The sequence below is a fragment of the Pusillimonas noertemannii genome, from assembly GCF_003096595.1.
Classification (GTDB): domain Bacteria; phylum Pseudomonadota; class Gammaproteobacteria; order Burkholderiales; family Burkholderiaceae_B; genus Pusillimonas; species Pusillimonas noertemannii.
The window spans coordinates 122,973-135,038 of the sequence record NZ_QEKO01000006.1 but is presented as its reverse complement, the minus strand read 5'-3'; the positions used below and the strand labels follow the sequence as shown (position 1 = coordinate 135,038).

The following is a 12,066-nucleotide window of genomic DNA, read 5'->3' as shown; positions in this document are numbered from 1 at the left end:
AGGGAAATGTTCGAGCCGCCCTTGCCGATGGCCGCCACGAGCTCGATCTCGTAGTGGTAGTTGCTGGTCTCGGCGGGGTAAGGCAGCTCGAGCGTTGCGCCTTCGGCCACGGGCACCACCGCATCGGCCGGCTTGCAGAAGAAGAACGGCGGTTCGCGATCGGGGTCGAAGCCCATCTCACGGGCGTGGGCGGCATAGTTGCGGCCCACGCAATAGACGCGGCGTACCGGGAAGGTGTCGGCGCTGCCGTGGACGGGAACGGAGATGACTTCGGGCGGATTGACGACGTGTGACATAGAGACACTCCAAGTTGTCGATGACTGCTCCTCTGCTAATCCGAAGAGCATCGCAATATTTTATCGATAAAATCTTTGACTGTATTTAAAACAGCAGATAGAATTATACAAAACTAATTTTTATCGATAAATATTAAAAGCATCGACGAATTACGGTTCAATAGAACCATTTTGATGAGGGGGCCACATCGAAAACCGACCGCCTCATTACTTTCTCAGGAGGAAAAATGAAGATGCAAAGCATCAATGCCCCCAGCGTCAAGCAGCCCAAGCCGGGGGCTTGGACCAATGCCAAGCTTTACGGCAGTCATTTCTATATTTCGGGAATGACGGCTCATGACTTGGAAGGAAACGTAGTAGGCGGCGACAGCATGTATGAGCAAGCCAAGGAAACCTTCCGAAAAATCCGCGATCTCGCGCAGGCGGCGGGCGCTCAGATGGACGACATCATCGAGTTGAGCATCTACGTCACCGACATCAAGGAGCGAGAAGAAGTCTGGAGGGCGCGCCGTGAGTTCTTCACCGGCGACTTCCCATGCTGCACGCTGGTGGCAATTAGAGAACTCGCTATACCCGCGTTGAAAGTGGAAATCAAGGCACAGGGCTACATCGGCGCCTCGAACCAATAAAAACCAATGCAATAAAACAAGGATTGGCCAACAGTGTGTTTCGCTGCTTGGCCATTTATTCCTAAAAAGTAAAAGGAGACACGTCATGAAAACTGCAAACAACCGCATCAAGCGACGTAACCCCTTGTCAACGGCTGCAAGTCAATGGCTTGGGGCTGTGCTATTGGCCGCCTTGCCGCTCGCTGTATCGGCGCAAGAGCCGGTAGACATCGGTTTTATCGGCACTTTGTCCACCCCGGCCGGCTATATTGGTGAAGATGAGCGAGATGCCGTCCTGCTCGCCATCAAGGAGGAAGGCGGTAAATTGGGCGGCATTCCTGTCAACCTTATTGTTGAAGATGACGGGTTCAAGCCCGCCACCGGCAAACAGATCGCCGAGAAGATGCTCCAGGCCGGAGTAAGGATATTTACAGGCATCAACTGGTCCAATGTACTGGTCGCGGCCGTGCCGACGATCGTCAAGGAAGACGGCCGGTTCTATATCAGCCTGAACGCCGGCGCCTCCACTTTTGCGGGCAAGGGCTGCAACCGCAACTTCTTCTCGGTAGCCATGCAGAACGACTCGTACAGCGATACGGCCGCACTCGCCGCCAACGAATTAGGCGTCAAGAAGATCGTCGTCATGGCACCTAACTACCAAGCTGGAAGGGACGCCCTGACCGGCTTCAAGAATGTTTATAAGGGCGAGATCCTGGCCGAGATCTACACCAAGCTCGACCAGTCCGACTTCTCGGTCGAACTGGCCCGCATCCGTTCGCTGCAGCCCGAGGGGCTTTTTGCATTCCTGCCGGGCGGGCCAGGTATCAACTTTGCCAAGCAACTTGCCAACTCGGGCTTGAGCCAGTCCATCAAGATGGTCATGCCTCTGTACTCCATGGACGACCGCATGCTGGCCGCCACAGGCGATGCGGGCGAAGGCTACTACCTGACCACGCAATGGACCAGCCAGCAAGACAACGAGGCCAGTAAGGCCTTCGTGGCCGCCTTTGAAAAAGAGTACGGCCGCCGGCCCACCGTATATGCGGCTACGTCGTATGACACGGCGCGCCTGATCGGCTCGGCGCTTAAGGCCGTCAACGGCGACGTCAAGGGCAAGCCCGATGCCTTCCGCGAAGCACTGCGCAAGGCCGACTTCGAAAGCGTGCGCGGCAACTTCAAGTTCAATACCAACCACTACCCCATCCAGGATTGGTATCTGGTCAAGGTCGAGCGCAACAGCGAGGGCAAGCTCGACTACAAGGCTATCAGCACGATCGCCAAGGACCACACTGATCCCTATGTCTCGCAATGCGAAATGAAGTAACTCTGTTTGCCTGAAACCGAGCTGCTGATCCTGGACGATTGCCGCTCTCAAAAAACCTTAGGAGTAAACGATGGAAGATTGTATCGATACCGAATTTCCGGTAGTCGTCGCAGGAGGCGGGATAGGAGGCCTGGGAGTCGCCCTGGGGCTTGCACGCCGCGGCTTCCGAGTACAGGTGTTCGAGCAAGCACCCGAGTTCCGTGAAGTGGGCGCTGGCATACAGCTCGCACCCAATGGCATGCGTGCGCTGCATCAGCTTGGCCTCACAAGCAAGCTGAAACAATGGACGTCTCTTCCCCCAGCCATCGAGCTCCGAGATGCCCTGAACGGAAGTAAGTTTGCCCATTTGGATCTAGGCGACGATTTTCTACAATATTTCGGCCATCCCTACGCGGTAATTCACAGAGCTGATCTGCTTTCCACGATCTTCAGCGAATGCCAAGCCCACCCGAATATCCAACTTGAAAGAAGCACCGAGGTCGTGGACTTCTCTCAAGACAATCGCTCAGTGACCGTCCAATTGAAAGACGGTCGCCAGATCAAAGGACATGCGCTCGTTGGCGCGGATGGCTTGCGTTCTGTCATCCGTCAGAAGATCATCGGCGACGGACGCAATAAAGTGTCCAGGCTCGTGTGCTATCGCTCCGTAGTACCAAAGAGCGAAATCCCCGATTCGTTATGGAGTCCCAATGTCGTGATGTGGAGCGGGCCCGATGCCGACTTCGTACACTACCCCCTGCGTTGCGGCGAACTCTACAACCTCGTGGCCACATTTATGTCCGATCAGGAATTCGACGTAACTGACATCGAAGGCCGTCCGGATGAGGTATGGGGAAGTTTCGAAGGACATCTGGAAGAGATTCAGCATCTACTGCGAAAAATCGACATGGGCAGGCGATGGCTTGTTGGAGGGCGCGAGCCAATAAAAAATTGGACCCAGGGCCGTGTCACCCTCATTGGAGACGCTGCCCACCCGATGTTCCAGTATGCCGCGCAAGGCGCATGCCAGGCGCTTGAAGATGCCGTATGTTTGTCTGAAAGCATGTGGCAGAACTCTGACGATCCCGAAACAGCGCTGCAATCGTATTATTCATCACGATACATCCATACGGCACGGGTGCAATTGACTGCGAAACATCTTCGCGAGGTTGCTCAATTTGGTGGAGCTCTGGCAGATTTACGGGCTCAGCTCTTTGCCGAACGTTGGCCCACCCAAGAAAAGGCTTACGAGACTTTGGATTGGTTATGGGGAAAAGCCGGCTCCCCCGCCATCACTGCAGCAGTGCAATAGGGGACACATACTGAAAGGCTGCGTGGGCGGCTAAGCTCTAGCCCCGCGCCTTCAGCTTGGCGCCCAGCCGCAGTGTCATGCCGATGCCGATCAGGGCGCACATGCCGGTGAAAACCCAGGTGGACGCCCAGCCGCCGGCCAGCGTGGCCACCCAGGCCACCGCGGGAGGGCCGGCGAACTGGCCGGCCGCCGACATCTGCTGCATCCAGCCGATCGAGGTGGAGGTGGTCTCGGTGGAAGGCGCCAGCTTGATGACCAGCAAAAAGAGCGTTGTCGGAATAAGTCCGCCAACGGTGGAAAACACCAATATCATCAGGAACTGCACCGGCACCGGCATGTGCAGGCCAAACGCCACGAAGGCGGTGGCCGCCATCGTGACATAGCCGGTGATCATCAGGGTGCGCGCCGAGGCGCCGCGATGCAGCAGGCCTCCGGCGACATAACACCCCACCGCGTTGCTGCCCGCCACCACCGCCGTCAATACGCCGGCGACAGGCCCCGACACCCCCGCCACCGAATAGATGGTGGGCAGAAAGCCGATCACGGAAATCCACTGCGCCGCATAGAAACCGAAACACAGCGCGACCAGCCATATCTGCTCGGCCCCCAGGGTGGTGCCGATGATGCGCCAGACGGACGAGCGTTCTGCGCGCGCCAGCCGGGGCGGATCGGACGGCAGCGCGCGCCATGCGAACACCATGACCACCAGGGTGATGAACGTCAGCAGCCACCACAGCACGCGCCAGTTGGCCATGCTGAGCAGCCATGAGCCGGCCAGCAGGATGATGACCGCCCCTATGGGTATGTAGCAGCCCCAGACCCCCAGCAGGCGAGCCAGCTGGTTGGGCTTGACCAGCCGCCGGATCAGGGCCGGCCCCGGCATGACCACCATGAGGAAGCCGCAGCCTTCGATGGCGCGAAACACCAGCATCAGTGTCTTGTCGACGAACACCGCCCCCGCCGCCGACGCCACGCTGAGCAGCAGCAGGCCCAGCAACAGGCAGCGGCGCAGACCGATCTTTTCAGCGAACAGGCCCATTACCAGGCCCAGGGTCATGCCCGCCATCTGGACCAGGGAAAGCAGGAAGCCGGACTCGACCAGGGAAAGGCCCAGCTCGGCCTGCAGCGCGGGCAGGGCGGGCGGCAGTTTCCAGATATGCAGGGCAGTCGTTACGCCAGCCAGTACGACAAGATAGGCGAGCATCGTCGTATCGACGGACGAAGCCCCAGCACGAGAAGACATATGCATAGAAGACCCGACAACGGCGGCGACGGAAAGAGGCCGCTGCGCCGTTTCATGAAAGAACGATATTGTGGCACACTGACCGCCGGGATCAATATTTAGTGCCTGCTCAAGAAAACATGCAACATACGCGACCAGAAAGCGAAGCGGCATCGCCCCGCGATTGCGGCCAGTCCTTGAAAACGGAAAGCGACCGGTCCCGGCTGGCCCTGATCGCCGCCCTCGTCCTGGTCTCGGTCAATCTGCGTCCCATGCTCACCGGCCTGGGCCCGGTCCTCGACTCCATCCGCGACAGCCTCTCTCTTTCCGGCGCGGTGATCGGCATGCTGATCACCCTGCCCGTGCTGTGCTTCGGCGCCTTTGCCCCCTTCGTGCCGCGCCTGCTGCGCTTTACTTCGCCCGAACGCCTGGTTCTCATCGCACTGGGCGTGCTGATCCTGGGCATCGGCCTGCGCAGCCTGTTCGGCACAACGGGGCTCTTTCTGGGAACCTTCGTCGGCGGAGCCAGCATCAGCGTGATCATGGTGATACTGCCCAGCATCATCAAGCAGCAGTTCCCGGTACAGGCGGGCATGATGATGGGACTGTATTCCACCGCGCTCTGTGTCGGCGCCGCCATAGCCGCCGGCGCGGCGGTTCCCCTGGAAAGCGTGCTGGGCGGCTGGCGATGGTCCCTGGCGTTCTGGCTGTTTCCGGTTGCGGCGGCCATGGTGGTATGGGTGGGCCATATTCCCCCCGCGCATCGGCGGGCCGCCGGCAAGCATGCCCAGTTGCCCAGGCTGCGCGGCAACAAGCTCGCCTGGCAGGTCACCCTGCTGATGGGGTTTCAATCCTCCATCACCTACTGTGTGTTCGGCTGGCTGGCGGTGATACTCATCGACCGCGGACTACCCCCGCTGACCGCGGGCTTCGTCCTCTCGCTCACCTTGGCGGTCCAGCTGATCTCCTCGCCGGCCGCGCCCTGGCTGGCCACGCGGGGCAAGGACCAGCGCTTCACCCTGCTGTGCCTGCTGGGCTTCACCTTCACCGGCCTGATGATGACCTTCTACGCGCCCATTTCCTGGGTGTGGGTGGCGGGGGCGACAATGGGCCTGGGCCTGGGCGGCGTATTCAGCATCGCGCTGGCGCTTCTGGTGCTTCGTTCGCCCAATGCGCAGGTGGCCGCGGCCCTATCGGGCATGGCGCAGGGAGTCGGCTACATCATTGCGGCGACCGCCCCCCTGCTAATGGGGCTGCTGCATGAATACACCGGCAGCTGGGACGCGGTCGCCGTGCTGTTCGTGGTGCTGGTGCTCATCTCAGCTTATTTTGCCCTGGGCGCGGGCCGGGCGCGCTACATCGAAGTCGAGGAAAAATAGCGGGGCGGCGCCACGGCGGCCGCCCTGGGGGGCCGCAAGCGTCAAGCAAGCGACTTGAGAGGAATGGACGCATCCACGGCCTTGTCCCGCGGCACGCGGCAGGCCTCGGCTATCAGCTTGCGCGCAGCCATGTGGTCGGCCGGGACATTGACGGATTCCACGCAGCTCAGCGTGTCGTCCCTGAAATGCAGCACCGAGAACCTGCCCTGGCCCGGGTCGCCGCGCACGATGCGCTCATGATGAGCCTCGGGCACGCCGGCGATCTGGATGCGCAAGGCGCCCTGCTCGGACCAGAACCACGGCAGGGCCGAATAGGCCTCGGCCGTACCGGCAAGCGCAAGGGCCGCGCAACGGGCCTGGTCGTTGGCGTTCTGGACCGACTCCAGGCGTATGCGGCGCCCAAGGGGCGCAAACGGAAAAGCCGTGCAATCGCCGATGGCCAGTATGGCCGGATCACTGGTGGCCATGTGGGCATCCACCACAATGCCGTTGTCGCAAAGCAGGCCGGCCTGGCGCGCAAGCTCGTCATTGGGCACGGCCCCTATGCCCACCACGACGAGGTCGGCCGGTACGGCGCCTTGGGCCGTGCGCACCGCGACAAGCTGCCCGCCCTGCACGTCGAAGGCTTCGATGGCGGTGTTCAAGCGGATGTCGACGCCCGCCGCCCGGTGGCTGGCCAGCAGATAATCCGATACCTCGGGCGAGGCCGACCGGGACAGCAGGCGTGCCGCGGCTTCGAGCACGACCACCCGCTTGCCCAGCTGGGCCGCGGTGGCGGCGATCTCAAGGCCGATGAACCCGCCGCCGATGACCAGCACGCTTTCGGCCGCCGACAGGCGGTGGCGCAGGCGCGCCGCGTCGTCCAGATTGCGCAATGTATGGACGTTGCCAAGGCCTTCCTGCAGGCCCGGCAGGCTGCGGGCCCTGGCCCCGGTGGCAAGCACCAGGCGGTCATAGGGCAGGCTCTCTGCGCCGGCCAGCTCAATGCGGCGCTCGTCGCGCACGATGCGCACCACCCTGCTCGACAGGCGCCACTGGGCGCCGGCGCCGGCATAGAAATCGGCGCTGCGCAGCCATGCCGCCGCGGGTTCGGCGTCCTTCAGATAGGCCTTGGACAGCGGCGGCCTGTGATACGGCAGGTGCGCCTCTTCGGTTACGAGCGTGACCTTTGCCGGCAAAGCGTGCTCGGCCAGGCTGGCGCTTAGCTGGGCGGCGGCGTGTCCGCCCCCCACCACGACGATGTTCATCATTGTGCTTCCTTTGTTTATTTTTCGTGGCCCGGCTTGACCACGTGCTCGCGCAGGTACCGTTGGGTTGCGCGCTCGACATTGGGCAGATTGGCATGCAGCCTGTGCAGCAGGTCGATCAGCTGCCGCGACTCTTCGGGTTCGAGGCATGACAAAAAGGCACGCTGGCGCTCGAGCGCCACGGCCTTGATCTCGTCGTGCTTGCGCCAGCCCGCGGGGGTCAGCGTGGCGTAGCGCACGCGGCCGTCGCGCGGATCGTGCGAAAAAGTAATGAAGCCTTTTTCGTACATGCTCTTGAAGCAGCGGCTGACCGAACCCTTGTCCATGCCGATGAGCTTGCACACCATGTTGACCGAAACCTTTTCGTCCAGGGCAAGCATGACCAGCACGCGCCATATTTCGATGCCGACGCCGAAATGCTTGCGATAGACCGCTGCCGCCCCCGACGCCAGCTTGGTGGCCACGAAGGTGAAGTACGCCGGCGCGTAGTTCTCGAGATCAAGCCCGTTCGCCTGCCACGGCACGGCAGGCGTTTCGCCTTGCGCGGCCTTTGCCGCCTTGGTCTTGCCGGTCTTGGTCGCCTTGGGCGAGCTCGATGTCGAAGCGGGTTTCTTCATTGCATCATGCCTGGCGAAGAAGACCTTCGCCGCTATTGTTGGCTTTCGGGTAAGCGGACGGTAATCATATCGCCTTCTCTGACCGCAAGCTGGCATCCAAGGCGGCTGGTCTCGCGCAATGGGGCCGAAGTGCACTCGAGCATCTCGCGCTCGGGTGCGCCGGGCGGCTCGAACTTGTGGATGTCATGCTCGTCCACATAGACATGACAGGTCGCGCACATGGCCGACCCCCCGCATTCTCCCACGATGCCCGGCAAGCCGTTGTTGATGGCGGCCTGCATGACGCTGGTGCCGGCGGGCACGGCAAGCACGGTCTCGCCTCCCGCCTGGTCGATGTACTTGATGGTTGCCACTTCGAAGCTTCCTGTAGGTCAATGAGGTATGAGGCGCATGGGCAGCGAATCGAATGCCCGCAGCGTGTTGTTCAGCCGGCGCACCGGCTCGCCGGTGAACTCGATGCGCTTTGCCCTTTTGGCCAGCGCGGTCAGTATCAGCTCGCCTTCGAGCCTGGCCACGGCCTGTCCGACGCAGCCATGGATGCCCGAGCCGAAGGCCATGTGGCCCACGGGCTTGCGCTCGATGTCGAAGACGTCGGGGTTCGGCCACTGGCGCGGATCGCGGTTGGCCGCCGCCAGGAAGAACAACACCTTGTCGTTCTCGCGCAGCGGCAGTCCGCAGAACTCCACCGAACGGTTGACCGTGCGAAAGAAGGTCTGCACGGCCGACTCGTAGCGCAGGCCTTCTTCGAAGGCGGGCCGGGCAAGTTCGGGCCGTGCGACGAGCTTGGCGTACTGGTCCGGGTGGCCGGCCAGGCTGAACAGGGCGTTGCCGATTCCATTCACCGTGGTGTCCACCCCGGCGGACAGGAAGGAACGCACCAGCATGGGGGCTTCGTCGTAGCTGATCTCGCCCGCATCGGCGGCCTGGTAGATCTGGTCTCCGAACCCGCCCGGCCGCAGTTCTTCGCGCCGGCACTGGTTCATGACCCATTCACGCACCGGTTCGTAGCGTTCGACCGCCTCTTGAAAAATGTGATTGCGCGGTCCGAAGGCGTTGAACACCATGTTGCCGTACAGCAGCAGGTTCTCGCGGCCCTTTTCGGTCAGGCCCACCGCATCGGGAAACACCTTCAGCGGGTACACCTCGCCCAGTTCCTTCACGGCATCGATGTCGCCCTGCTGCACCAGGCGGTCGACCAGCCGCTCGGCCTCTTTCTGGAAATCTTCGCGCACCTGCTGCATGGCGCGGGGCGACAGAATGCGGGCCAGCACAGTGCGCGAGCGCGTATGCTGGGGCGGATCGGCCTCGAGGATGAGGCTGGGCGGCCGAAAGGGCTTTTCGGTGCGGAAATTGGCCAGGCCGACGCCGGCCGACGAAATGAAATTCTGCCAGTCGTTCAGCCCGGCGCGCACGGCTTCGTGGCGGGCCGATGCCCAGATGCCGTAGCTTTCAAGCCATACCAGTTCGCCGGCGTCGCGCATGCGCTCGTGATACGGATAGGGATTGGTCAGGAAATCGTCTGAAAACGGATCGATGTCCAGACTGGGCACCGACGAATCAGGCGCCTCGTGCTTTTGAATGGTTTGCATGTTTGTCTCCTGCAAGGCCAGGCGTTAGTGGTCGTGTACCGGCACCTGGGTTACCGATACGTATCTGTCGAGAATGGCGGGGTCTTCGAGCAGTTCGGCGCTGGCGCCGGCGTGCACGACCGTGCCGTGGTCAAGGACGATGGCCTGCTGGGCAAACGCCAGCGCCTCCTGGACCTTCTGCTCGACGAGGAGTATGGCCACCCCCTCGTCGCGGCTGAGCACATCGAATGCGGCAATGAGCTCTTCGCAAATAATGGGCGCCAGCCCTTCCAGCGGCTCGTCCAGCAGCAACAGCTGCGGTTCGCCCAGCAAGGTGCGGGCGACCGACAGCATCTGCTGCTCTCCGCCCGACAACTGCGTGCCGCCGTTATGGCGCCGCTCTTTCAGGCGCGGGAACAGCTGGTAGGCCCGCTGTATTGCGGAGACGGGCCGGTTGCGCAGGCCCGCGATCAGGTTTTCTTCGACGCTGAGCGAAGGAAAGATGTCGCGCGTCTGGGGCACGTAGCCTATGCCCAGGCGGGCGCGCTCGACGGTGCTTCGGCGTGCGATGTCGCGGCCTTGCCAGCGCACGGCGCCGGAGCGCCAGTCGGTCAGGCCCATGATGGACTTGAGGACGGTGGACTTTCCCACCCCATTGCGGCCGATGAGGCAGCTGCGGGCGCCGGCTTCAATGGAAAATGACACTTCGTGCAATACGGTGAGAGGTCCGTAGCCGGCCACCAGGCCGTCCAGTTCGAGCAATGTCGTCATAGCTGTCCCGCCTTGCCAAGATAGACCGCGCGCACGATCTCGTTGCGGCGGATGTCGTCAGGGGTGCCCGCCGCCAGCACGGCGCCGTTGGCCAGCACCAGTATGCGGTGGGCGAACCGGAACACCAGGTCCATGTCGTGCTCGATGATGACCACCGCCAGGTCGGCGGGCAGCCGTTCGAGCGCATCGAGGATCAGTTGCGCCTCTGACTTGGGCACGCCGGCCATGGGTTCGTCCAGCAGCAGCACCCTGGGCTTCAGGGCCAGCGCCAGCGCCACCTCGACCAGGCGCTGGTCGCCATAGGCCATCTCGGCGGGCGTGGTGTGTGCCAGGCGGGCCAATTGCAGCGCCTCCAGAATGGAGCGGGCTTCGTCCAGCACCAGCCCGTAAGACGTCTTGCGCCGCCACATATTGTTGATGGAGCCGTCGCGCTGATGGATGGCCAGGGCGACTTGGTCGATGGCCGTCAATGCGGGCGCCAGCTTCGATATCTGGAAGGTGCGCACCAGGCCGTGGCGCACGCGCCGGTGGGCCGGCCAGTGCGTCACGTTCTGGCCCTGCAGATGGATGGCCCCGGCGTCGGCGCCGAGAAAGCCCGATATCTGGTTGACCAGGGTCGTCTTGCCGGCGCCGTTGGGCCCGATCAGGGCCAGGCGCTCGCCGGCCTCGAGCGACAGGGATACATCGTTGGTGACCTTCAGGCCGCCGAACGACTTGCTCAGGCCTTCTACATGCAGCATGCTCATGCCCGCCTCCCCATTGCGCTCGCCGCGCGGCGCGCCAGCTGCCTCAGCGCCGCCTGCACGAAGCCCCGGGGCAGGAATACGACCAGCATCAGCAAGCCCCCGATGACGAACAGCCAGTGGAAGGGGTTGGCCGTGGCGGCGAAATGATGAATGCCGGTAAACAGGGCGGTGCCCAGAATGGCACCCACGAGATTGCCCGTTCCGCCCAGCACCAGCATGACCAGGGCCTCGGCCGAAAGGGTAAAGCCCAGGCTGTCCAGGCCCACGACCTGGGTGATCTGCGCCGACAGCCCCCCGGCAATGCCGGCAAACGCGCCCGACAGCACGTACAGCTTCAGCAACTGGGGATAGATGCGCGTGCCGTTGGCGCTCATGCGGTCGCGGTTCTCGCGTATGCCCTCGCAGCACAGGCCGAAGGGCGAGTTCATGATCTGGCGCAAAACCAGGTAGCACAGGAAGAGCGCGATGGCGCTGTACCAGTAGCCGGTCACGCCGAAGATGTCGAACTCGAACCTGCCCAGAAGAGGATCGATGGTGAAGCCGGACAGGCCGTCGTCGCCCCCGGTGATGTGCTGCATTTTGCTGGCCAGGTTGTGCATGATCTCGACGACGGCGATGGTCAGCATCAGGAAGGCCAGGCCCTGGTAGCGCACCAGGAAGGCGCCCGACACCAGCGCCAGCAGGGCGCCGGCCGCCGCGGCCACCGCCAGGCCCGCCAGGGGGTCTCCGGTGAGGAACTTGGCGCATAGCCCGGCCCCATAGGCGCCGACGCCGTACATGGCGGCATGGCCCAGCGTGGGCAGGCCCCCGTAGCCGGTGACGAGATCGAGCGACATGACGAGGATGGCCATGATGGCAATGCGCGTCATGATCAGCATGTTGCCGGGAAACAGCCAGTACAGCGCAAGGATGAGGCCCAGCCCTATGAGGTAGACGTGCCAGGGAATGCGCCCGGTGGCGCCCGGCAGGCGGGGTAGTGCGGAGGTGGTCTGCATGG

13 protein-coding genes are annotated in these 12,066 nt (G+C 62.6%); 4 read left to right on the top strand and 9 right to left on the bottom strand.

Annotated elements, in window-relative coordinates; genetic code table 11:
- Nucleotides 1–296 (bottom strand): fumarylacetoacetate hydrolase family protein (locus C7440_RS16995; RefSeq protein ID WP_207775427.1); only part of this gene is annotated, 296 nt, incomplete at its 3' end.
- Nucleotides 297–523: 227 nt separating this feature from the next.
- On the opposite strand from C7440_RS16995, the gene C7440_RS16990 reads away from it, so the two are divergent.
- The 3 genes from C7440_RS16990 to C7440_RS16980 all read left to right on the top strand — a co-directional run bounded on the left by C7440_RS16990 (nt 524) and on the right by C7440_RS16980 (nt 3,519).
- Nucleotides 524–925 carry a RidA family protein gene (locus C7440_RS16990; RefSeq protein WP_243410963.1) on the top strand — a complete coding sequence of 134 codons (402 nt, stop codon included), beginning with the start codon at nt 524–526 and terminating at the stop codon, nt 923–925.
- Between the two features lie 85 nt (nt 926–1,010).
- Entirely contained in the window at nt 1,011–2,228 is a 1,218-nt protein-coding gene (locus C7440_RS16985; protein WP_116519336.1) for an ABC transporter substrate-binding protein, read from the top strand.
- Between the two features lie 70 nt (nt 2,229–2,298).
- Nucleotides 2,299–3,519, top strand: a complete 1,221-nt coding sequence (locus C7440_RS16980; RefSeq protein ID WP_116519335.1) for an FAD-dependent monooxygenase — start codon at nt 2,299–2,301, stop codon at nt 3,517–3,519.
- Between the two features lie 37 nt (nt 3,520–3,556).
- Here C7440_RS16980 and C7440_RS16975 read toward each other — a convergent pair whose 3' ends face one another.
- Nucleotides 3,557–4,762 carry an MFS transporter gene (locus C7440_RS16975; protein ID WP_243410962.1) on the bottom strand — a complete coding sequence of 402 codons (1,206 nt, stop codon included), beginning with the start codon at nt 4,760–4,762 and terminating at the stop codon, nt 3,557–3,559.
- Nucleotides 4,763–4,938: 176 nt separating this feature from the next.
- On the opposite strand from C7440_RS16975, the gene C7440_RS16970 reads away from it, so the two are divergent.
- On the top strand, nt 4,939–6,120 hold the full coding sequence (locus C7440_RS16970; protein ID WP_243410961.1) for a CynX/NimT family MFS transporter: 1,182 nt from the start codon (nt 4,939–4,941) through the stop codon (nt 6,118–6,120).
- A 41-nt stretch (nt 6,121–6,161) separates the two neighbouring features.
- Here the strand turns inward: C7440_RS16970 and C7440_RS16965 are convergent, their stop codons facing one another.
- Genes C7440_RS16965 through C7440_RS16935 form a run of 7 tightly spaced genes read right to left on the bottom strand, consistent with a single transcriptional unit; the run spans nt 6,162 to nt 12,064 of the window.
- Nucleotides 6,162–7,370 carry an NAD(P)/FAD-dependent oxidoreductase gene (locus C7440_RS16965; RefSeq protein WP_017524595.1) on the bottom strand — a complete coding sequence of 403 codons (1,209 nt, stop codon included), beginning with the start codon at nt 7,368–7,370 and terminating at the stop codon, nt 6,162–6,164.
- Between the two features lie 14 nt (nt 7,371–7,384).
- Nucleotides 7,385–7,984, bottom strand: coding sequence for a MarR family winged helix-turn-helix transcriptional regulator (locus tag C7440_RS16960; RefSeq protein WP_165832630.1), 600 nt, complete (start codon nt 7,982–7,984; stop codon nt 7,385–7,387).
- Between the two features lie 32 nt (nt 7,985–8,016).
- Nucleotides 8,017–8,337 carry a 2Fe-2S iron-sulfur cluster-binding protein gene (locus C7440_RS16955; protein ID WP_017524597.1) on the bottom strand — a complete coding sequence of 107 codons (321 nt, stop codon included), beginning with the start codon at nt 8,335–8,337 and terminating at the stop codon, nt 8,017–8,019.
- A gap of 18 nt (nt 8,338–8,355) precedes the next feature.
- Nucleotides 8,356–9,573: a cytochrome P450 gene (locus tag C7440_RS16950; protein ID WP_116519331.1), complete on the bottom strand. Its 1,218-nt coding sequence runs from the start codon at nt 9,571–9,573 to the stop codon at nt 8,356–8,358.
- Between the two features lie 24 nt (nt 9,574–9,597).
- On the bottom strand, nt 9,598–10,323 hold the full coding sequence (locus tag C7440_RS16945) for an ABC transporter ATP-binding protein (protein WP_017524599.1): 726 nt from the start codon (nt 10,321–10,323) through the stop codon (nt 9,598–9,600).
- Nucleotides 10,320–11,069 (bottom strand): ABC transporter ATP-binding protein, encoded by a 750-nt coding sequence (locus C7440_RS16940; protein WP_017524600.1) that lies wholly within the window; start codon nt 11,067–11,069, stop codon nt 10,320–10,322. The genes C7440_RS16945 and C7440_RS16940 overlap by 4 nt, the downstream gene beginning before the upstream one ends.
- Nucleotides 11,066–12,064 (bottom strand): branched-chain amino acid ABC transporter permease, encoded by a 999-nt coding sequence (locus tag C7440_RS16935; protein WP_243410960.1) that lies wholly within the window; start codon nt 12,062–12,064, stop codon nt 11,066–11,068. The genes C7440_RS16940 and C7440_RS16935 overlap by 4 nt, the downstream gene beginning before the upstream one ends.
- Nucleotides 12,065–12,066 lie beyond the last annotated feature (2 nt).